At 49.5% G+C, this 22272-nt stretch carries 21 protein-coding genes and 1 pseudogene; all 22 read right to left on the bottom strand.

The annotated features are described in order from the left end of the window. Positions 1 to 106 precede the first annotated feature (106 nt). Positions 107 to 1357 (bottom strand): hypothetical protein, encoded by a 1251-nt coding sequence (locus PuT2_RS14985; protein WP_093971804.1) that lies wholly within the window; start codon positions 1355 to 1357, stop codon positions 107 to 109. Then, positions 1354 to 2412 (bottom strand): pseudaminic acid synthase, encoded by a 1059-nt coding sequence (pseI, locus tag PuT2_RS14980; RefSeq protein ID WP_093971803.1) that lies wholly within the window; start codon positions 2410 to 2412, stop codon positions 1354 to 1356. The genes PuT2_RS14985 and pseI overlap by 4 nt, the downstream gene beginning before the upstream one ends. Beyond that, positions 2409 to 2927, bottom strand: a complete 519-nt coding sequence (gene pseH / locus PuT2_RS16255) for a UDP-4-amino-4,6-dideoxy-N-acetyl-beta-L-altrosamine N-acetyltransferase (protein WP_093971802.1) — start codon at positions 2925 to 2927, stop codon at positions 2409 to 2411. Before pseH ends, pseI begins: the two co-directional genes overlap by 4 nt. Further along, positions 2927 to 4012, bottom strand: coding sequence for a UDP-2,4-diacetamido-2,4,6-trideoxy-beta-L-altropyranose hydrolase (gene pseG / locus PuT2_RS14970; protein WP_093971801.1), 1086 nt, complete (start codon positions 4010 to 4012; stop codon positions 2927 to 2929). The genes pseH and pseG overlap by 1 nt, the downstream gene beginning before the upstream one ends. A 3-nt stretch (positions 4013 to 4015) precedes the next feature. Then, positions 4016 to 4801 (bottom strand): imidazole glycerol phosphate synthase subunit HisF, encoded by a 786-nt coding sequence (hisF, locus tag PuT2_RS14965; protein WP_093971800.1) that lies wholly within the window; start codon positions 4799 to 4801, stop codon positions 4016 to 4018. After that, positions 4795 to 5436 carry an imidazole glycerol phosphate synthase subunit HisH gene (gene hisH, locus PuT2_RS14960; RefSeq protein ID WP_093971799.1) on the bottom strand — a complete coding sequence of 214 codons (642 nt, stop codon included), beginning with the start codon at positions 5434 to 5436 and terminating at the stop codon, positions 4795 to 4797. The genes hisF and hisH overlap by 7 nt, the downstream gene beginning before the upstream one ends. Beyond that, positions 5433 to 6632 (bottom strand): N-acetyl sugar amidotransferase, encoded by a 1200-nt coding sequence (locus PuT2_RS14955; RefSeq protein ID WP_254047026.1) that lies wholly within the window; start codon positions 6630 to 6632, stop codon positions 5433 to 5435. Before PuT2_RS14955 ends, hisH begins: the two co-directional genes overlap by 4 nt. Continuing rightward, entirely contained in the window at positions 6605 to 7231 is a 627-nt protein-coding gene (locus PuT2_RS14950; protein ID WP_093971798.1) for a pseudaminic acid biosynthesis-associated methylase, read from the bottom strand. The genes PuT2_RS14955 and PuT2_RS14950 overlap by 28 nt, the downstream gene beginning before the upstream one ends. 64 nt (positions 7232 to 7295) lie before the next feature. After that, entirely contained in the window at positions 7296 to 9086 is a 1791-nt protein-coding gene (locus PuT2_RS14945; protein ID WP_158214062.1) for a cytidylyltransferase domain-containing protein, read from the bottom strand. Between the two features lie 48 nt (positions 9087 to 9134). Beyond that, positions 9135 to 10301: a UDP-4-amino-4,6-dideoxy-N-acetyl-beta-L-altrosamine transaminase gene (gene pseC / locus PuT2_RS14940; RefSeq protein ID WP_093971796.1), complete on the bottom strand. Its 1167-nt coding sequence runs from the start codon at positions 10299 to 10301 to the stop codon at positions 9135 to 9137. Between the two features lie 6 nt (positions 10302 to 10307). Further along, the gene (pseB, locus tag PuT2_RS14935; protein ID WP_093971795.1) at positions 10308 to 11306 is read right to left on the bottom strand and encodes a UDP-N-acetylglucosamine 4,6-dehydratase (inverting); all 999 of its coding nucleotides are present in this window, start codon (positions 11304 to 11306) and stop codon (positions 10308 to 10310) included. A 48-nt stretch (positions 11307 to 11354) separates the two neighbouring features. Next, entirely contained in the window at positions 11355 to 12461 is a 1107-nt protein-coding gene (locus PuT2_RS14930) for a TIGR00180 family glycosyltransferase (RefSeq protein WP_093971794.1), read from the bottom strand. Positions 12462 to 12547: 86 nt separating this feature from the next. Further along, positions 12548 to 13198: a hypothetical protein gene (locus PuT2_RS14925; protein ID WP_173862552.1), complete on the bottom strand. Its 651-nt coding sequence runs from the start codon at positions 13196 to 13198 to the stop codon at positions 12548 to 12550. Continuing rightward, complete coding sequence (locus PuT2_RS14920) at positions 13195 to 14025, bottom strand: NAD(P)-dependent oxidoreductase (protein ID WP_093971793.1); 831 nt, start codon at positions 14023 to 14025, stop codon at positions 13195 to 13197. Before PuT2_RS14920 ends, PuT2_RS14925 begins: the two co-directional genes overlap by 4 nt. A gap of 34 nt (positions 14026 to 14059) precedes the next feature. Beyond that, the gene (locus PuT2_RS14915; RefSeq protein ID WP_093971792.1) at positions 14060 to 15130 is read right to left on the bottom strand and encodes an FkbM family methyltransferase; all 1071 of its coding nucleotides are present in this window, start codon (positions 15128 to 15130) and stop codon (positions 14060 to 14062) included. Between the two features lie 44 nt (positions 15131 to 15174). Beyond that, entirely contained in the window at positions 15175 to 16401 is a 1227-nt protein-coding gene (locus PuT2_RS14910) for a class I SAM-dependent methyltransferase (RefSeq protein WP_093971791.1), read from the bottom strand. Then, a complete protein-coding gene (locus tag PuT2_RS14905) occupies positions 16398 to 16961 on the bottom strand; it encodes a dTDP-4-dehydrorhamnose 3,5-epimerase family protein (RefSeq protein WP_254047025.1) in 564 nt (187 codons plus the stop codon). The genes PuT2_RS14910 and PuT2_RS14905 overlap by 4 nt, the downstream gene beginning before the upstream one ends. Further along, positions 16946 to 18019 carry a CDP-glucose 4,6-dehydratase gene (gene rfbG, locus PuT2_RS14900; protein WP_173862551.1) on the bottom strand — a complete coding sequence of 358 codons (1074 nt, stop codon included), beginning with the start codon at positions 18017 to 18019 and terminating at the stop codon, positions 16946 to 16948. The genes PuT2_RS14905 and rfbG overlap by 16 nt, the downstream gene beginning before the upstream one ends. A gap of 2 nt (positions 18020 to 18021) precedes the next feature. After that, entirely contained in the window at positions 18022 to 18795 is a 774-nt protein-coding gene (gene rfbF, locus PuT2_RS14895) for a glucose-1-phosphate cytidylyltransferase (protein ID WP_093971790.1), read from the bottom strand. A 30-nt stretch (positions 18796 to 18825) separates the two neighbouring features. After that, a complete protein-coding gene (locus PuT2_RS14890) occupies positions 18826 to 20610 on the bottom strand; it encodes an ABC transporter ATP-binding protein (protein WP_093971789.1) in 1785 nt (594 codons plus the stop codon). Between the two features lie 19 nt (positions 20611 to 20629). Beyond that, positions 20630 to 21688 carry a non-hydrolyzing UDP-N-acetylglucosamine 2-epimerase gene (wecB, locus tag PuT2_RS14885; protein ID WP_093971788.1) on the bottom strand — a complete coding sequence of 353 codons (1059 nt, stop codon included), beginning with the start codon at positions 21686 to 21688 and terminating at the stop codon, positions 20630 to 20632. Further along, positions 21685 to 22272 (bottom strand): annotated as a pseudogene (locus tag PuT2_RS14880) (N-acetyl sugar amidotransferase); the annotation flags it as partial. The pseudogene PuT2_RS14880 and the gene wecB, both read right to left, overlap by 4 nt.

Below are 22272 nucleotides of genomic sequence, written 5' to 3'. Positions count from 1 at the left end.
GCCACTCATTTTGAAATGTCCTTCTACTCTTGATGCTTAAGGCCAGCAAACCGTTGATTTTTTTATTGCACAGGCCATGGGAGAAGATAAAACTTAAGGCTAACCTTTAACTCATCTCCGGAACGATACTAGCTAATGTAGGACGTAGATCGCCGCCGACCCAAGTATTAATGTTATTGCTCTTTCCATTTCTATCGATCCAATCCAGAATGTAAAATGGCTCTTGCCTGACGCAGTTCGCCAGACCTACTGAACGTTCCAACACAAAATACTGTTCAAGCACACCCCCGTTCTCATAACGATCATTAAGCAAAGCCGTGGGAATCCCGAACCACGCGGCCTCTATTGTCGTTGATCCACAGTCGGTAATATGAAGGTCGCAACGGGCCAACAACTGCGGCAAGGGATAACTCGTCGGCTCTTCCCATCTGACAGCACCATTCTTACCGAACTCCTTTTCTAGAAAAGAAATTACTTTCTCCCTTTCTCCGCTACGTACCTGAACCGGATGCAATCTCAACCACCAGTTATACCTTTCGCCCGACTGCTTTATGGCGTCAATCAAAAACTTTGGCAAAATTTCGTAATAGTCAGGATCGCTGAAGAACTCCCGCAGGCCCCATTGAAGAGTGACAAGAACAGTTTTTTTCCCCGTTCCGCATAGCATTTTTTTAGACAAAGCCTCTTCAACAAGAGGATCGACACCCTTTCGTTCAATAAATCTTGAAAACCATGGGTTACCCACCACATACACCTCTCGGTCGCACGCACTAGCCCAATCAAGCGTTTTCGCTGCGGTCTGATCCCAACATAGAAACCCCCTTGGCACATACTCCCGCGGTCCATCTCTGAGGACCTCCTTGTAAATAACATGCCCATCATTAATGACGCCATGTTGAATGTCATACGCGGGAATCCCTGACTCATTTGCAGCCCAGCATAGCTCTGGACCCGGAGCTATGCTGAAAATCACCTTGGGGGAAACCGCATCAATAACCCTTTTCCAGACATCTTTCTTAGCCCTTACATTCTTCCTAACAGAATCACTACCAGGTTTTATTTTGGCCGTGAGTGTAGCCCAAGCATATTGCCGGTTTATGCAAACTGGGTTTCCATAAGCCTTGTCACCAATCAAAGAACTATAGGGCGAAGCGACGGTACAACAGGTTTTCCCCATGGACTCCAAAATATCGAAGACACTATCCAAAATATGCGCGTAAGCCAGCCCCCTGTAGGTATAACCACAATCGATATCATGTCTCACTAGCAAAACATCCGCGTCGCGAGGAAATGACTTAATCCGTGGGTGCCAAAATGTAGTCAGCAAAGTTTTGAAGGCTGCTATATTGACCATCATTTCCCACCCAACGTGTCCCAAGTCACAGGCTCGAACTGCCTAACATCCCGACACACTCGCCGTCCGACGATCTCGTCCATATATTTAGGCGCCACTCCGTAACCAGGCCGAACGCTTCTTACAGACTCTTTCGTTACAATTTCACCCATTTTCATGGCCTGGATAAAATACAACGAGCGTCTAAACTGTGCATTGCCCTGCTCGCTGGACTTACGTCCGTAATCAATTGCACCCAGCGCAGACCATGCTGTCTTGGAGTCGCGACAAAGGGCAGCAAGCTCTTGAGGCTCCAAAGAAAAACTATCATCTGGACCTCCGTCACCTCGGCCCAACGTAAAATGTTTTTCAATGATCGAGGCCCCCAAAGCCACGCTTGCAATCGCGGTAGTATTACCTAAAGTATGATCAGATAAGCCCGTCACAACCCCATAACGCCGCAGCATATCCGGTATAGTGCGCAGATTGTAGTCCTCAGCAGGTGCAGGATAACCACTTACACAGTGCAAAATGGCAATATCTCGACATCCACCTTCACGGGCAATATCGAGCGCCTCTTGTATTTCTTCCGCATCAGCCATTCCGGTAGAGATGATCATAGGCTTACCAGTTCCAGCCACATATCTGATCAAGGGCAGATCAATCGCTTCGAATGACGCAATCTTGTAGGCAGGCGCTCCAAGCTCCTCAAGTAAATCTACCGCGCTACTATCGAACGGACTACTGAAAATAGTAATACCCAATTGCCTTGCTCTGTCGAATAATGGACGGTGCCACTCCCAAGGCATGTGAGCTTCCTGATATAGCTGATAAAGCGTCTTGCCATCCCAAAGACCACCGCAAATCCGAAAATCTTCCGCATCACAATTCAAAGTAATGGTATCAGCCGTATAAGTTTGCAATTTGACTGCATCGGCTCCTGCAGCTTTCGCTTTCTCAACTATAGATAAGGCTCTCTCAAGACGGCCATTGTGATTCGCTGACATCTCAGCAATAACATACGGCGGCACATCCTGCCCAATTCTTCGGCCCGCGATCTGGAATGACGTATGCTTCATGCTGTTAACTCTCTCTGTGACGTCCATTCTGAGTCCAATAAACCGAAACACAAAACACTATCAAAATGATCATTGCTTCCAAAATGATCACGCAACACCCCCTCTTGGACGAAACCCAGCTTTCTATGAAGCTCTATTGAGGCAAGATTATCAGCAATGACTTTCCCATAAACCCTATGTAATCTGAGCGTGTCGAATGCATAACTCAAAGCTAGCCTACCCATGTTGACTCCAGTACCCTTCGCTGCGCCTGGATCCTTATAGAAACCCCACTCGGCTAACGCATTTCCTTGTCGACACGTCAACATCACGACACCAAGAGGCAAACCATTATCCTCGTACAACAAGGCATGCCGTGTAGGATCTCCCTGGAGCGACGTAAACCATGCGCTATGCTCCATCCAACTGATTTTCTGTCGCGTAAACATATACCTCCGGATGTCTGGATGATTACGCCAAATCAAAATCTGATCCAAATCCTTTTCCTCAACGACCCGAATTCGTCTAACAGCCATTAATACACCCCATCCGTCATTAAAGCCGCCACATCCCAAGCGCCAGTTCCTGAGGTCACCGCCAACCCAGCTCCGCTCATACACTCAAGGCGCGTTGTCTCTCTTTGAATTTCAGATATCTTAAGTGGTAAATCTAACTTAATTCGATCGAGCTCAAGGATCTCCGCTGCCCCTGCCTTCACCAATGCAGCCGCCCCAGGGATCTGATTTTCCGCTAACACCAACAATAGCGTTGGCAAACCTAGGCAACACCTCTCCCACGCCGTCCCCCCCGCCGCACCGATACACAAGTCGCTCTCGGCCATGCATCGAGCCATGTCGCGCACACCTACAAGTACCTCAGTCGGCACTCGCATCACCCTTGCCAGCCGTCCAACTTCAGCCAAATGCGGCGATGTAGTTCCCATAATCACCGTAATCCGACAATTCACAGGCAGCGGGGCACCCTCCAACGCTTTAAGCACCCGACAAGTCACATTTTTTTCATCAACTCCGCCCATAGTTACCAACAAGGATCTCAAAGTCGCTTGACGGCGACGTAATGCACTGTATTCGCGCAACACCGAAAACTCCGGCCTAAGAAGCGCATATCGAGGCCCAAGTAGTCTTGTGCATCGGCTAGGGGTCAGGGGGAGATAATCACCCTCTACACGCCCAAGATTTGGATCAAGCAACATACTGCATTGATGGCGTCTATCAGCCAAATCATCGATTACCAAAAGATGGTTATAGCAATCATGTAGCAAACCCTCCCAACACTCATCCAAGGCATAGTGATCAACAACTAGCCATTGTGGACGCAGGCGCTCCAGTATCGGCCGACACACCTTGGCATCCATTTCTTGCGTTGCTCCTAACCAGGCCGAATGTCCGGACAATCCCAGATGCCTTTCGTCAGCTTGCAATGAATACACGGCATGACCCTGTTCGCGAATGATCCCCATAAGATGGCCTGTGTGGTCGCGGCAGATAAATGCTGACTCTAAACCTCTGTGACGCAAAGCATCCGCAAGCGTCAGGCAGCGCATAATATGACCAGTACCGATATGTACAGATGCGTCAGCTCGGAAGACTACATTTGGCATCACTCAGTTCGTGCTTAGTCGCGCACCCAGTGGCCAGCGAACAGGAACACCAGCCTCTGCCAACGCCACTTTTGCGCCTGCTGGAGTTTGCTCCGTGAAATGGAACATGCTGGCCGCAGCCACTGCTGATGCTCCACTCTGAAGCACTGCTTCCACCATGTGCTTGTAGGATCCTGCCCCCCCAGAAGCGATTACTGGGATGTTGACAGCATTAACAATGGCTTCCACCAAGCCAAGATCGTAACCTTGCATCGTTCCATCCCGGTCAATGGAGGTAAGTAATATTTCGCCAGCCCCCATGCCCTCCAGCTCGCGCACCCACTGAATGGCGCATCGCCCAGTCGCTCGCGTACCAGCATGACTAAAACATTTCCAACCGCCATTGCCGTCAACACGCACATCAACACTCGCCACCACACATTGGACTCCGTGCCGTCTGGCAATTTGAGATATCAATTGCGGAGTCTCATATGCCGCCGTGTTAACGCTAACCTTGTCAGCCCCTACGCGTAAGAGTTGCGCGACTTGGTCTATGTGACGAACGCCCCCCCCGACAGTGAACGGTACATTGCAGTCCAAGCTGAAATCTTTTATTGACTCAAAGTCAAGCTCACCACCATCCTCATGCGCTGCAATATCGACAAGGATCAGCTCATCGACCTCTCGAGCAGCATAGACACGCATAGCCGGTAATACTGAACCAATTCGGCGCCAACTGTCGAAACCGACCCCCTTTACCAAACCGAACTGCTTCCACAACAATGTAGGAATAACTCGAATTTTCAGCACGATTCCACAGCAATAAAATTCTTTAAAATTCGCTGACCCGCCTTAGAGCTTTTCTCAGGATGAAACTGAACGCCCCAGACTTGCCCCTTACGAACCGCCGCGACCAAAGGTATACCGTAATCCGTCACCGCGATGATATCTCCTTGATCCGTCACATCAAACGCATAGCTGTGGACAAAATAAAAGTCTGTTTTATCAGGAATATCACTAAATATTCCCTGCGCACCATTGGGCAGCCGAATCGAATTCCAGCCAACATGAGGCACTCTAAAAGTACAGCCTAGATCTGAAATGTGCCGAACCTCACCGGCAATGAGCCCTAGACCGGAAACACCAACATCGTCGGCCCCACAGGCACCTTCATGCCCGAAGTCGGCAAGCAATTGCATACCCACACAAATACCAAGCAAAGGCTGCTTTCTTTCCCCTGCTGCATCCAACAACTCGCTCCACCAACCAGTATCGTGTAGCCGGACGGCACAATTCGCAAAATTGCCAACTCCTGGCAAAATCAACCGATCCACTGACTCCGCATCTGCGGGCCTGTCAAGCAGCCGAATCTCACCATACTCCCGTAGCGAATGCGCTAGGGAGCCAAGGTTACCCACCCCATAGTCAACGATACCGGTAATCATGAGTTATCGTCATTGATCTTTAGTAGATTGCCTTGCCGATCCTTCAACAAGCCGCCAGCAGGATCTCGCTTGAACAATTTCTTGTTCGTGAATCGATCGCATATCTTTATGAAATCTTCGACCGTAATATTCAAAGGCTCAAGAATATCAGCCAATTGCTTGCCCAAATACTCCCAGGGAAACTTACCATCCAAGCGCTTTACTGCTTCGAGCCCATCCTGCCTCGTCAAGCGCCCCCTCCGAATATGCAAGCATGCGAGATCAGTTGCTCGACCAAACCCGAACTTCAGAAACTTAAAGTAATCGTGGATCCCTGTCTGATGGTTATCCAGATTCTCGTAGCTTACCATTGAGCCTTCTACAACCTTGTGATAAGTCGTGAACCCATTGGCTTGCGCAATTAGCGAATTTGAGAGCCCATCCCACGGAATATAGTGCCCAAGAAACAATCCAGTAACCCCAACCCTGGCTAGCTCGGCATCGCTGGGATAGGTGTAGTGAATCAAATGCTTGGGCTCAATCCCCTCTGCCCCCACGAGGTCTGTAACACGCATACCAAGCAGTCCTCCAAATTCCTCCAACCACCTACGGTCAAGAGTATTGTTATCCGCTGCTGCTGCTGGGCCACCGTATTCATTTTGGGAGTTTTCGCCCCAAACAATCAAAGGCACATTGAATTGCACTGCTGCACGCACAGGTATTGTAAAAATTCCAACATGCTCCGGCCATGAAATATCGCCGACTTGCATTAGGCCTATCCTATTCATCTTGGCCCTAACCAACGGATTCGGGGAGACTTCGATATAGTCAACGCCTAAATGCTTAATATTCTCAATATTCTTCCGACCAATATCAGACAAATCGCATGTTGTCGAGGTTACACAGAGGGGATTAAGACCAAGTTGCAGCATCCTTATGACTTGGTAGGTGCTATCCTTGCCTCCACTGACCGGAACAATACAGTCCCAATTGCTACCATCCCTACAACGATATCTATCTAATACAACTAGCAATTCTTTGTATCGACTATCCCAATCAACCTCCTTACGCATTTCGTAGCTACGACAGGCATTACAGACCCCTTGTTCATCAAGCCGAAGATCTGGCTTGGTATCCGGCATGATGCAACGCGTGCAATACTTGATCATCATTGCTTCCTCGATTTTGTTTAAATTTTCTTTTCCATGAGGAACCAAGTAATATCGTCCTGAGGAAAGTCTGGATCCAAATGATAGGCGAAACCGTAATCAATCAGTTGCATTTCTGGAAATCGGCTCATAATTTCGCCCGCAAAATCTCTCTTAAAAAGACGATTCTCATGCCCGCGATACGGAATCGCCACCGGAACGGGATTATAGTATTCCGCAACAAGAACATATCTAGTCGACGAGGCAACCAGCTTATCGTACACCTCCGTTAGGGCATCTGGGTTGATATGTATAAGCACGCCCTTAATCAGCACCAAATCCCACTTTCGCTCCGGCTGAAAATCCGTAATAGAAGTACGATAAACATTATCTCTGCCCAGCACCTCAACCAACTGGTCGGCGGCTTGCTGATTGATCTCTATTCCATGAATTTCTATAGTCGGATATAAAAGCTGAAGCGCCCGAACGTTCATGCCAATATTCGCACCAAACTCTATACAAGAGTGAAAGTTTCGAGCGCTTTTTAATGCCTTAGAGAAGAAATTCAGATTCGCGGCCTGCAGCTCCCTCCCCTGATTTCGACTGATGTACTCGACGCCAAACTCACCGGCCCAAAAGGCCTCCTGCTCAGTCTTGAACTTTTGCATTACTATCCTATCAATTTTTTGTTGCACTACAGATCAATGTCAAGAATGGATCAATCGCTTACGGCTAAGCGATACGCATTCGGGTTTCGCGATTCAAGGTATCAATCAGTTGTTTATCGGTTCGATATTTCAGTGTGAGATGCGAATTCATCTGTGAGATATCTGGATCGCTATCCAGCACAGAAAATACTTTTTCGGCCGTGTAACTTTGATATCCATCACCCAATCTCTCGTATAGACGATTAAACATTAAAAGATCTTCCTCGTAGTCCAAAGTCATCCTATAACTTCTGACCAACGTTTCAGGAAGGTGCACAAGATTGACCTTGAAATGATCTGGATTATTCTGGAAATACCAAGTCATATATTCAGAATACGCAGCATTCCCAAAATAATCTTGCACCTGCTGCAAAGCGCGCGTATTGATAATCTCTCCCGCTGTACCAACTGCTGCATCAATAGCAGCAGTGTAGTCGGCTCCAGTAGCGAAATGTCGGTCAATAAGATGACCGATAACCTCAGGAAGAATCAATGGGCAATCCGCAGTCACCCGAATTACGACGTCGATATCGAAATGCTCGCATGCGCCTAAATATCTTCCAATGACATCCTCAGGATCGCCTTGCCAGAAATCCACCGCCCCGTCGAGCGTGTACTCTTTTAAAACAGCATCAGCCTCCAGATTAGATGTAGCCAATACCACTCTTTGCACACCGGGCACCGCTAGACATTGAGACAAGCAACGCTCTACAGAAGGAACGCCGGCAATCGGCAACAACGCCTTCTTGGAAAGCCTCGATGACTTCATACGACACGCGACAACAACGGCGATGTTAGCCGGGCGAAAAGCTCCGATGGGAAATGCGGCTCCTGCTGCTACTCCAGTAGACAAAATATGTCGCTGTTGCTGGAGTTCCCGGATTTGCTGAAAGTTTAAACCGACCTGCGACGTCCGACGATAAATTACATCAGATGTCGTAACTAGGCCACCCGGCTCCAAATTATGGTTTGCCACAGGTATCTGAATAGATTTCTTAAGGTACTCCCGCTCTGGATCGCTAATAAACTGACCATGCGACGCCATACTAGCGTTGTCCAGCGCGACACAAAGCTCCCTCACCTGCCCGGGCTCCAACGATGAAAATCCATCATATTTAGCCGTCTTACGATCAAGACAAAAGTGCTTTTCTATGTATGCACACCCAAGCAAAGCAGCATAGACCGGGGCTTCGAGAGCAAAGCGCAGATCTGCATCGGCATGATCGGCCATACACAATGGAACCCCAGGAAACGCCGCTTGCAATACCGAAATCTTTTGCAGTCCTGTATCAGAGATCCTTGTCGGATATCCCTGATAGCCCGTCTGCAAAATCACATGTCTCGAAACACCAGAGAAGTAGTCATATACTGCCTGAATTTCGCTTAACGATAGGCCAGACACATTAATTGCCAGACGCTTTTCACCAAACTCGATAGCCTCTAAAGCACTGCGTATTTCGTGGTTTTCTAGAACCGAAGCTTGTAGCTTAACCCCAGCCACACGATCAAGATTTTCGCTTAATACAGTAGTACCGTAATTATCAAAAACATCTATCCAAACCTCACCATGCTCAGCAGCCTCCGCTATCAGGCCTTGCCAAACCTGCTTACCGAAATGCAACTTCTCATATACCGGGTACCACTCAAAATCCGGCAAAGCAATGCCATCCGGAGAAAATATCTGAAATTTAATACCCTTCTTCTTATAATCAATTCGAGAGAATTCGTCGACCATCCTCTTTAAATAACTTAGGTCTCCAGCATGAACATTAGCAACTTCGAAAATAACATAGGGAACTGCAGATTCTTTTTTCATTTTCTCTGATTCACTAAAACTAGATCTAAACCCGAACCCCATCCCCCACTAAGAAGGCAAGCGAATCGCCGATTTCACAGCCCTCACGACAAGAGTTTGTTGTTCAGAAGTTAGAGTCGCATACATGGGCAAACTGATTGCCTCGCGATAATATTTCTCCGCCTCCGGAAAATCTCCAAAACCATATCCCATTTTCTGATAGTAAGGCTGAATATGCACAGGAATATAATGCAAATTCACACCCACACCGCACCGACGTAAAGCTTCGAACACTTCTTTGTGACTTAGAGATATAGACTCCAACTGCAAACGAATCACGTAAAGATGATAAGCCGAGTAACCGTCCGAACATTGCACAGGGGTTACGATCGGTAAACCACGGAACGCCCCCTCATACTCTCGGGCAATCTCGTGGCGCCTCTCAATATAGCTATCCAGTCGCTTAAGCTGGCTAATACCCAGCGCAGCCTGTAGCTCAGTCATTCGGTAGTTAAAACCCAAGCAAATTTGCTGATAATACCAAGAACCATCAGGCACTTGCGTCATCAGCGCCGGATCTCGGGTAATCCCATGGCTACGCGACAACGCCATCCGCTCTGCCAACACCCGGTCATTAGTTGTCGCCACACCTCCTTCCCCAGCAGTAATGATCTTGACAGGGTGAAAACTGAAGACAGTGATGTCGCTATACCGGCAATTTCCTACGTATTCCCCTCGATATTTTCCGCCAATAGCATGCGATGCGTCTTCTATTATCTTGAAGCCATAACGCATCGCCAATGCATAGATTGCCTGCATATCGCAAGGCTGGCCGGACAGATGTACCGGCACAACAATTTTGGGCAGACGACCTTCACGCTCAGCCACAACCAATTTAGCTTCAAGTGCGCTTGGATCCAGATTGTAGCTACATGGATCGATATCAACGAAATCCACCTGCGCGCCGCAATACAAAGCACAATTAGCTGATGCCACAAATGTAATCGGAGAGGTCCAAAGCCAGTCACCAGGACCTAACCCGAGCGCCAAGCAGGCTATGTGCAGAGCTGATGTCGCACTGTTAACAGCCACTCCGTAACTGGCCCCCACCTTCGAAGCTATTGCCTGCTCAAAAGCCGGCACTTTTGGGCCCTGGGTGAGAAACTCTGACTCCAGCACCTCAATAACTGCATCTATATCCGCTTGCGTAATATCCTGTCGCCCATATGGAATCATTATGACCTACACCTTTCCAATCCTATCCAAATTCTTGGAAATCCAGGCCTGCAATGCTTCCGATGACATCCACTCAGGATTAGTATCGCTGGCATATGTGAAACCTTCTGGCACCTTCGTGCCTCCCTTGATCCTCTCCAATGATTCGCTCCAGCCATTAATGGCTGGCAGTATCTTGTAATGCTCGGGGTACTCGTAGGTATAAAGAGAGTCCTCGGCACTTATCATCTGCTCATGGAGCTTCTCACCAGGGCGTATGCCAACGATTTTATGAGTTGCAGCCGGCGCTATAGCACGAGCGAGCTCCACAACTTTCATTGACGGAATCTTCTTTACATATACCTCGCCGCCCACCATGTCTTGGAAGGCATGCCAAACCAATTCAACACCCTGCTCTAAAGAAATCATGAACCGGGTCATACGGGCATCCGTAATTGGCAGCACCCCACTTTCCCTCAGAGACATGAAGAAAGGGATCACCGAGCCCCGCGAACCCATGACATTACCGTAACGCACAACCGAAAAACGCGTGCCATGCTCACCTGCATACGCATTACCAGCGACAAAAAGTTTGTCAGACGCCAGCTTGGAAGCACCATACAAATTAATAGGACTGCTTGCCTTATCGGTCGATAGGGCAACAACACGCTTAACACCTTGATCAATACATGCATCGATAAGGTTCATCGCCCCGTTTACATTTGTCTTTATACATTCAAACGGGTTGTATTCGGCGGTCGGCACTATTTTTGTCGCCGCTGCATGAACAACATAATCGACACTGTCCAAGGCCCGATACAAGCGATCTTTATCGCGCACATCACCAATAAAGAAGCGAACTCTATCGTCATCCTTATGCAGCTTGGCCATTTCCCACTGCTTCATCTCATCCCGAGAAAGAACAATGAGTTTTCGCGGATTATATCTAGCCAAGGTCATAGATACGAAAACATGGCCGAATGATCCAGTTCCACCGGTAACGAGAATAGTCTTATTACTCAACATAGCACATTCCACTAATGAGGCAAAAGGTAATTATCGAAGAATTTGCACTCATTCGAATCTGTTGGAAACTTTGTGATTTGAACTACCATACCAGGCGCATAACATACGATATATATTGGATAAATCATCATGAGCCGCATCGGATACAGCAGCAGGATATTGGTCTAAAATTTTCATCATTTGAACTGCCGACATACTGTGATCACCCAAACCCAACGCCGCCCTAAGCTTATACGAGACAGAATTTGCAATTTTAGAAAACATAGAACGGGGCGAATAATAATCGATAGCAAATTTGACATATGCGTCCATAGCCACACTGATGGCCGTCTCTGTTTTCGACCGTTCGAGGCCGCTTACAGCCATATGTCGTGACATAATTTCTATAAATTTTTTCTTATCCGCCTGATTGTCGCAATTCAACCACCATTTTTCGAGGCGCCTTTCCGGGTATAAAGACGGGTCCGTATTGCGAGTAGGTTTATTTTCCTCGCTACGCAGCCAATATATATGATCAAGTACTTTCACTTTGCCACGCCACGCGTAGAACATTTCAAGCTGAAGCTCTCCAATTGAATATACGCTAAACTCGTGCGCCGTCATCGCTGTAATTGCCGCGATGAAATCAGTAGACCTTACAGTGGCGTACACGGACGCGGGAGTGTACTTAGAAAAATGATTTTTAATACGTTGAGCCCGGTCCTCGTGGTTCAGATCAAACCCGGAGTTTCCCGAATACTGTTTCGTCACGAATATATCTTCCTGCGCCCTCCAAAATCCTACGGCTTGACCACCACATGCAACATAATCAGGATTCTTATCTAAATAATCAATTGCCGCTGAAAGTCCACTCTTTAGAAAAAACTCATCGTCCGCAACTAAAGAGGCATAAGGCGTATCGATGTAGTTTAATGCAGCCTGCAAACGGCTATAAAAGCCGACCGGGCGGTGAAAATATTTAATACTAACAGGGATCTTTTCAAGAGCATAAAGAGGAAGCGGCTCTTTTGATCCATCAAATACAAGAACATTGACCCCAAGCTTACCCCAATACATCATTCCTCTTAATGCATACTGAGGACGATTATACGTTGGCATAACCAAAGTTATGTCCGATAAATTTTGGATAGCTCCACCTCCAGGGATCAAATTCATACCACGTAATTTCTATATAAATATCTTTGGAAAGCACCAGAAAAAACATCAACCCACGAAACAAAATTGATTACTTTACTCCTACACTACGATCGAAAATACTCGCAATACATATCTCTCACAATGCCCTTAAAGATTAAACCACCTGAGCTCCCTTGAAATACCAAACTATTTCCAGGTGTGTCATTGTTAACCACACTTACACCCTGAGCTATGATTGAGCGTCTGCGTACTATGCTACGCCCGATTACCGCCGTATTCGGATACAGTACAACTCGCTCCTCCAACACGGGTGCAATTCCATTGTTTTTACCAACCGTAGAGTTTTGATAAAGCACTAGATAATTTCCATATTGAGCTTTTGCTAACACAATACCGACGGAGTGCCCAATGAAAAACACCTCTGGCATTTCTATTTCATAAAAAAGGTCTATTCCGTTAAGCGTCTTATTCAACAAAAATAACAAAGTACAACACTGTCTATTACCACTCTCCCGCCAAACTGTGTTAGCCAAGTAGTATAAAAAAGTGCAATACTGCGTGGAGTGCAACACATCAAATACACCGGGTTGCCACATCACCACTTCCGCAACACACCGCTCCAGCCGTTTCAAGGTTTTCGGAATATATGCCCCAATAAAAGCCGGCTCAGGCAAGTTATCAATTGGAAAGTGATGCGCAAGTTGCGCATGCACATAGTTTGCCAGACGCTTTTCGTCCAAACCGATGATCTTCATGTGGCCACCCCCAATGTAGCCTTCATTTGCTGGTCGACTTGAACAGGATACCAACCAAAATCAGCGACCAGACGCTCTATGCTGACCACCGCTGGCTCCGGTGCATATTGGCTGTTAAGAAATTCGATCGCCCTGCCAGTAATACTTTTAACTTGGGCGGCTAATTGCGCGTTACTTACATTATGGCCAGAGGCCACGTTGTATGTTGCGTGTTTCCCTCTTACAGCGATGTCCACCAAAGCGCGAAGCACATCCGTTAGGTGAACGTAATCTCTTGTATATGAAGGCGACGAGTCGATGATGACACTTGCATCCATTTCGGCACCAAGAATTTTTCCTAGTAAGCGTGGTAAAAACCCCTCGCTATCGGAAGGTCCGGCATATACACAAGATAATCTTGCAACTCGCGCTCGCCCACCTCCTAAAGCATGACATACAGCTTCCCCAGTAAGCTTGGTCAAGTCATACAACTGACGTGCGCAACCTGGATTGACAATCAGCGGCGTATCCTCAAATGCGACGCCTCCTTCAGGTAGGCTATCGTATACACGCGTAGATGACAAATAAACAAGCGACGTGTAAGAGGTCGACTGCAACACTGCGCTCAGCAAACTCACATGTGCTAGTACAGTGTCAGCCGGGCGCTTAAGATAATCCGAAGTAAGGCCCGCGCAATAAAAAACATGACCAAGCGAGCGAGACGTTTCAGGCCAGCGCTGCGCGCGCGAAGGTTCCCAGACCGCCCACCCCTGTTGCATCAAGTGGGCCTTCAATGCCCGCCCAATAAATCCATTGCCGCCTATGATTGTCGCGCACCTCACAGACATAACTTTCCTCTATTCAGCATGTTCAAGGTTTGCTTTAAGCTTCGTCAAGAGGATGATGCAAGGCGGGATCTCTATGTAACAACAACTTAGGGCTTACGCCGCTAACTTGCTTAAATAATGGATCGTCAATCAAAGCGGGCGAGGGAATAGCCAACATGTTAAATCCGTGAGGGGGGCCGTCAAGGTACACGGTTTCAGCAGGTATTAACTCAATAGCACGCTCTTGCATCTCATAGTGACTATTAAAGTCACGCACTGCATAGAGCGTGTAACCAAGCGAACCAAAAAGGCTGCAAATTGGCGTTTCTAGTAACCCAACGGTCCAGTCCACATAGCTCCTATGTACTTCAAACACAACAGCTGGTCTGTCTCTTTTGAGAATCTCGATGGCACCTTGTAATGCCCGGAACTCCGCTCCCTCTATGTCGAGCATCACAACACCTAATGACCGCTCAGCCCGTCGACAGTAATCACTGATGGTAACTGTTGGAAATGAACCCTCCTCATCATCGACTGGCACTGCATTTGCAAATGAGTCAAAACCGTCCAGCCTCAACCTCTGGTTAGTCACATCCCATACGCCTGCTCGGTTAAGTCTTATATTCTGCAGTTGATTAAGGGCCGCATTTTGCTCCAGCATCTGAGATTGCGCTATATTCGGCTCAAAGCAATGTACAAGCCGATCAGTGCTTGCCAACTGACGACCAAGCACAATCGCGTGATCGCCGAAGTAAGCGCCTCCAATCAACACGTCCCCTTGTGTGTGAGCGGTCAAATACTGCAGCAGGCGGGTTGTCTGTGGCTCCCAGACGTGGGAGGGATGCGTTTGCTCGGATAGCAAAAAATCGCGCGCGATTTTCGTACGGTAATAAAAACGGAACTTCGTGCCATCGGCCAACGACTTCTCATACATATCATCGTCATTGTGCAAGGCGTCAATGATAGGGCCAGTCACGTCTTCTCTTACGGACACAGGCGCCCTTATGTCCTTTTCAACGGCTTTGAGCCAATTCATCAGCTCGCGACGCAAAGACTCATTCCGACCTAGCGTCAACAAGGCGTTCTTCAAGCGCGCACCATCGTGATCTCGCGGATCATTACTCATATAAGCTCTCTATATTAGTATTAGTAGACATGAAATTTGTGACCTTATCTCAAACGATTGAGATAAGGTACGGCAACCACAGGAACCACGCCAGACCCCAAGAGCTCATCTTGCTCGGCTTGGACCTCTGCCGCAAGATTCCAAGGTAAAATCAATAAGTAATCCAACTTACCCTTTAGCAAGGCGTCTGGGGGCAGGATAGGAATGTGGCTGCCCGGCATGTACATTCCCTGCTTAGCCCTGGCGGCATCGCAGACAAAGGGCAGCAGGTCTGGCTTTATACCGGCATAATTCAACAGCGTATTACCTTTCGCGGCCGCTCCGTAAGCGGCGACGCGATTGCCTAGGCGCTTCTGCTCGATTAAAAAAGCATGCAGATCATTCTTGATCCGATCCGCCTCCGCCTGAAATGCTTGGTATGTCCGTATATCGAGCAACCCTTGATCTATCTCCATCTCAAGTAATCGCGCTACTGCCGGCTGCTCTTCTTGATTTGATCGAGCGTGACAACCATAAATGCGTATACTTCCGCCATGCGTCGGTAGCTCCTCCACATCATAAATGCGCAAACCCGCCTCCTTAAATATAGTTTGGGCGACGTGCAGCGACAAATAGGAAAAATGTTCGTGATAAATAGTATCGAACTGATTGTTCTCAATTAGACGCAACAAGTGAGGAAACTCCAGCGTGATCGTACCGCAAGGCTTCAGCGCAATGGCCATCCCGAGCGTAAAATCATTAATATCTGGCACGTGGGCATAGACGTTGTTGCCGATTATTAGATCGGCTTGCCGCCCTGACTCAGCCAACATTTGCCCAAACGAGTAACTAAAGAACTCCCGTAAGACAGGAATGCCCAACGCCTCTGCGGCGGCAGCCGTACTTGCTGTTGGCTCTATACCCAGACATGGAATGCCTGCCGCAACGAAGTTTTTAAGTAGATAACCATCGTTAGAGGCCAGTTCAATTACCTGACTGGTTCCATCCAGCGCAAGACGAGCGGCAATCATTTCTGCGTAGTGCTTAGCATGCGCCAGCCAGCTACTAGATGTGCTGGAAAAATACGCATAGTCGGAGCTAAAAAGCTCATGCGCCTGCGCATAGTCTTCAGTCTGCACCAACCAGCATTGGTCACACACGCGAACCTTCAAAGGGTAATACTTTTCAGGGCGGCTCAAGTCGGCTTGCGTCAGATAGGCATTCGACGGCGGCGCAAAGCCCAGGTCCAGGAACGTGTGTTGGAGAACAGTTCCACAATGGCGGCATTTCATAGATGAAGTCCGGGAAAATCGATGGGAAGTCGGGGATGCTGCTGGTCGCGTACGGAAAGATCCACAACTGACAGTGGCCACTCAATGGCCAACTGTGGCTCGTCATGCGCGACCCCTCTTTCGAAATCGGGCGCATAAAGGGCAGTGTGCAAATAGAGCAATTCACTATCCGGCTCCAAGGCTTGAAACCCATGGGCACAACCTTCCGGAATCACCAGCATGCAGGCATTATCGGGGCTCAGCTCTTGGGCATGCCATCGCATGAAACTCGGCGATCCAGCCCTCAGGTCTACGGCAACGTCCCAGACACGTCCCTTGAGGCAGCGTACGAGTTTCATCTCGGCGTGCGGTGCAGACTGGTAATGCATGCCGCGTACAGCACCTACAGCGGTCGTACGTGAATGATTGATTTGCACGATATGCCGACCGCCAAGTATAGACGCCAGCTCCCGCCCACAAAACAAGCGGGTAAAGGCCCCGCGGTGATCGTTGAACGGCTGTGTGTCCACCACGAACACTCCATGCAGCGCTGTGGGCATGATCTTCATTTGCAGGCCCATGCATGGCCCGCCTGTTCGGCGGCCTGGATATAGTCATGAAGCTGCGTGGTACTTAGCAATTTATCTTGCTCGTGCAGCACCCTGAACCAGTTGGCGGTTGCCGCAAGCCCATCGTCCAGGGACCAAACGGGCCGCCACCCCAGACGCTTGCGTGCGAGTGTGCTGTCCAGATGCAACAAGGTAGCCTCGTGTGCATGCGCTTCCTTACCCACGCACCAAGTCAACGCCGGCCAGGTGCTCTTCAAGCGCTCCAGCACTTCGCAAACTGTTTGATTGCCCTCAGCATCAGGGCCGAAATTCCATGCTCGGGCACTGGCTCTGTCGCCGGCAAGCAGTGCCTGCCCTAGGATCAAATAGCCAGCGAGTGACTCCAGCACATGTTGCCAGGGGCGGGTTGCATGGGGGGCGCGAATCTCTAAAGGCCGGCCCCCTTCGACAGCTCGTACTAGGTCAGGAATCAAACGGTCTTCCGACCAGTCGCCCCCCCCGATTACGTTGCCTGCCCGAGCGCTGGCCAGCAATGGTGCATTCGGGCTATTAAAAAAAGATTTTCGGTAGCTGGTCACCACTAGCTCTGCTGCTGCCTTAGAGGCGCTGTACGGATCATGACCGCCTAAGCGGTCGCTCTCTCGATACCCCCATTCCCACTCATGGTTTTCGTAGCACTTGTCCGTTGTAACAACAACGATCGCTCGTACCGAGGGCTGTTGGCGACAAGCCTCAAGGACATTCGCCGTACCTATCACATTGGTCGACCAGGTTTCCAGCGGGTCGCGGTACGATCGCCGAACCAGAGGCTGAGCCGCTAGGTGGAAAACAATTTCGGGCTGCACCGTCTGGACGACATTTCTCATCAATAGCGCGTCTCGTACGTCCACACGATGATCAGTCATGTCCAGGTTCAACAGATCCCAATGCGAGGGCTTCGTAGCCGGTGCGAGTGCTAGACCAGACAAGTCCGCCCCCAAAGCCTGCAGCCACAAAGCAAGCCAGCTTCCCTTGAAGCCAGTGTGCCCGGTGAGCAGAACGCGGCGCCCCCGATATAGATCACCAAACATGATTACGCCCACATCTTCCAGGGGGCCTTGCCCGAAACCCAAAGATCTTCCAACAAATTTTTCTCCCGCAAGGTGTCCATCGGCTGCCAGAACCCCTTATGCTCAAAGGCCATCAACTGACCTCCGGTCGCGAGTGAGCCTAACGGGGCACCTTCCCAACTGGTTTGATCACCCTCTATGAAATCAAGGCACTTGGGCGAAAGCACAAAGAAACCGCCGTTGATAAGCCCACCATCACCACGCGGCTTTTCAACGAAACCCGCGACCTCTTCGCCCTTCAGCTCCAAGGCGCCATAACGCCCCGGCGGCTGGACGGCCGTTACTGTCGCGAGCTTACCGTGCTTCCTATGAAAGGCGATAGAAGCGCGGATGTCCACATCGCTAACACCATCACCGTAGGTAAAACAGAACGCTTCATCGTCCTTGATGTACTTAGCCACACGTTTCAGGCGTCCTCCGGTCAACGTGTTCTCTCCCGTATCGACCAATGTAACGCGCCACGGCTCGGCATGCTGATGATGCACTTCCATACTATTCGTGGTCATGTCGAAAGTAACATCGGACATGTGCAAGAAGTAGTTGGCAAAATACTCCTTGATCACATAACCCTTGTAACCGCAGCAAATCACGAAATCCTTGATTCCATGATGCGAATACATCTTCATGATGTGCCACAGGACAGGCTTGCCACCAATTTCAATCATCGGCTTGGGCTTTAAATGAGTTTCTTCGGATATGCGGGTCCCAAGCCCCCCCGCTAAAATGACTGCTTTCACTTGTTATTTTCCCATCAACCTACAGCGCTATTATTTGTTAATCGCATCGCCGATCATCTCGGCATATGATCCCGTCCTCACAATGTGGCCCGCAGCAAGCTCCACCACCTGGTCGCAGCGCTGCAACGTCGACAAGCGATGGGCAATTATGAGGATAGTCAAGTCTTTGCCTAGACTCTCTATTGCGTCCATAACAGCGCGCTCAGTTTCATTGTCTAAAGCGCTCGTAGCCTCATCGAACACGATGACCTCCGCCTGCTTATACAGGGCACGCGCAATGCCTATACGCTGACGCTGGCCTCCCGACAATCGCACCCCGCGCTCACCAACCTGGGTTTCATACTGCCTGGGCAACGATTCGAAATAGTCGGAGATTTGAGCTTGATGAGCAGCCTGACGCACGCGGCCCATGTCAATCTCATCCCGATTTATACCAAAGGCAATATTCTCTGCAATGCTGCTATCAGCCAAATAAATGACTTGCGGTACATGGGCAATTCTTCGCTGCCACGCTCGCTGCGTACGGCCCTCCAACAAGGTATCGTCAATCCACACAGAACCTTCTGTCGCGGGAAGCAATCCCATCAAAATATCTAATAACGTGCTTTTACCACTACCAGTGGTACCAATAAAGCCGACTCGACTACCGCGCGGAATTTCCAAGCTCAGTCCTTTCAATACCATTTGCGTATCTGAGTCATAGCGAAACCCCAGGTTATCCAAGCGAATAGACTTCCGAAATGAAAGTCCTGCGGCGTGACCCGCGTACACTTCCATATCGATAGGCTGACTCAATAAATCAAGCGCATCGCTCAGTGAATCCTTGCTGGTACGGATTTGCACGATAGCCTGATAGGACTGCTGCAATATAGGGAGCAATCGCTGGGCCCCCAAAGCCAGCATACCTAATGTGGTAATAGCCTTATTCACACCGCCCGTCTGCTGCGCCATTACATAGGCAAGGGTCGCAATGAAAGCCATGCCCAGCGCTTCAGCCGCGAACTTAGGTGCACCGCCGATAAACACTCCGCTGGCTTGCGCATGACGCAATGGGATATCTGCACTGCGATAACTTTGGCAATATGCATCTTGAGTACCATCAATCAGCACATCACGAATTCCGCCCAAACCCTCTTGCAACACCTTGACTACTTGCGGATACTTTGACGATATCCGACGACTGTCCCTTGCTAAGCGCTTTCTCGTCACTACAATAACGGCACCATATATAGCACCAAAGCCCACCAATGCAGCCAACGACATGAACGGGTCCATCACCAATAAAGCCAGCAGAATGGCAGCCAGCAGCCAAGCGGAGCTAACTAAAGTCAAAATTGGGGAAAGGAAACCCGAAATTATCATCGCGACTTTGTTGACAACCCCACTGATAACCTCGCTGCTATTCCTGGATACGTGAACAATGTAAGGTTGGTACAAGGTCCTGCGATACACCTCATAACTAAAATCCGCACCTATCGCATACGAAAGCTTGGTATTTACATACAGCAGAGCCAGCCTCATCACTCCGGCAAGCAAGGCGGCCACGATAAATAAAGCCGTAATGGGCAACAGCAGTTCCTGAGCGCTCTGTATTTCCATCCAGCTTAGTATTGGCTGAATGGCCGGGTACTCAAATACCCTGTCGGGCGTCGTCAATATCGCCAGAAATGGCAGAACGGCTCCCAGACTAAGAACTTCGGCAAAAGAGGTCAGCACCATCAATATCACCAGCACGGCCAGCTGTCGCTTGCGGCGCGCAGTCAAATGGGCCCAGAAGCCGCGGCTCAATTGCAGAATGGATGATGACTCTGACATCTATTTCGACGCTCTCAGACTATTCAAACAACTTTCCAAGTATGCCCTTTGCGCTATTTCCGTCACCATAAAAACCGCCACTTTCTTTTCTTATATTGTTGGCTCTGGAAACCATGGCGGCGATACGCTCCGCATCTGCTCCGACGAGAACATTGGCGCCGCTTTCCACAAGTTCAACCCACTCCGTTTCATCACGTAACGTTACGCAGGGCTTCCCATGGAAATAGGCCTCTTTCTGAACGCCGCCAGAGTCTGTGATGACTACGCGGCAACTTGCTTCCAGCCAGACCATTTCCAGATACCCGACGGGGTCGACGACCAGCACGTTTTCGGGCAGATCCAGGCCAAACTCTGCCATCTGCTTGCGCGTGCGCGGATGCAACGGCAGGACGATAACGGTCTCCGTAAGTGCAAGCCCATCCAAAATGCCGCGCATCCGTAGCGGGTCGTCAGTATTTTCCGCCCGATGAATGGTGCACAAAGCGAAAGACTCCAGTCCCAGCGAATCAAACCACTGTGGCTTGCGGGCGCGCTTCTTGTAATACAGCGCCGCGTCATACATGACATCGCCAACGACGTGAATCTTTGCTTCTTCGATGCCCTCGTGCCGCAAATTGTTACGCGCAAGCGCGGTCGGCGCGAAAAGCATGCTCGCAATGTGGTCCGTCAGAACTCGATTGATCTCTTCCGGCATACGACGGTTGAAAGACCGCAAACCAGCCTCAATGTGAGCCACCGGGATATGGAGCTTGGCGGCGGCTAATGCCCCTGCCAGCGTGCTGTCGGTGTCGCCATAAACCAATACCCAGTCCGGCTGCTCGCGGGCCATCAGATCATCCAGAGCCTCCAGCATTCGGCCAGTGTTCCGGCCGTGCGAGCCCCCGCCTACACCCAGATGGTGGTCCGGTTTTGGGATATCGAGCTCGTCGAAGAACACGTCCGACATGTTCGTGTCGTAATGCTGACCGGTATGTACAAGAACTTCGCACACCTTGGGGTGATGCACGGCGAGCGCCCTGGAAACGACCGCAGCCTTGATGAACTGCGGGCGCGCGCCGATGACAGTCAATAACTTCACCTGCGGATCCTCAAGTAGAGGTCTTTCAGGGCATTCCATAAGCGGATCTCGCTGGCGTATGCCGTGTGCGGCCGCTCCGGCCTGTTCAGATAATCCTCCAGCTGCGCCTCTGTCCAACCCATCTTTTTCAGGAAATACTGGCGATCATTGTCCATTTCCGCCTGGCTGGGATAAGGAAGATTCTGCAGGTCGGCCACAGCGTGCTCACGGGACAACTGCCCTGAAACAACCAACGTCGACAAGTGCACTCGTCTTTTATCCACATGGAACTTGCGCGGCAACAGGTAGCCCTGGTAGAACCGTGTGAAGATGGATTCGTAATGCTTATAGGGATAAGGCTTGTAGCCGTGCGACTCCTGCAAGACACGCATGGCATCAAACTTGTTGTACTCCATCAGGTTCAGGATGGGGCTCCACTTGATCTTTCGAACAAACTCTGCCCAGACATATTGCAATGTACCAATCGACGGAAACGTCCTGATCTTTGGGTTTCCGTGAGCCTTCGCAATGGCGCGAATATTGCGCTGGTCATGCTTGATCCACTTCCAGTCTTCCGGGATGCTCATACCCTCTGTGGCCTGATT

Source organism: Pusillimonas sp. T2 (genome assembly GCF_002236805.1).
GTDB lineage: Bacteria > Pseudomonadota > Gammaproteobacteria > Burkholderiales > Burkholderiaceae_B > Neopusillimonas.
This window is presented reverse-complemented; position numbering and strand designations above follow the sequence as displayed.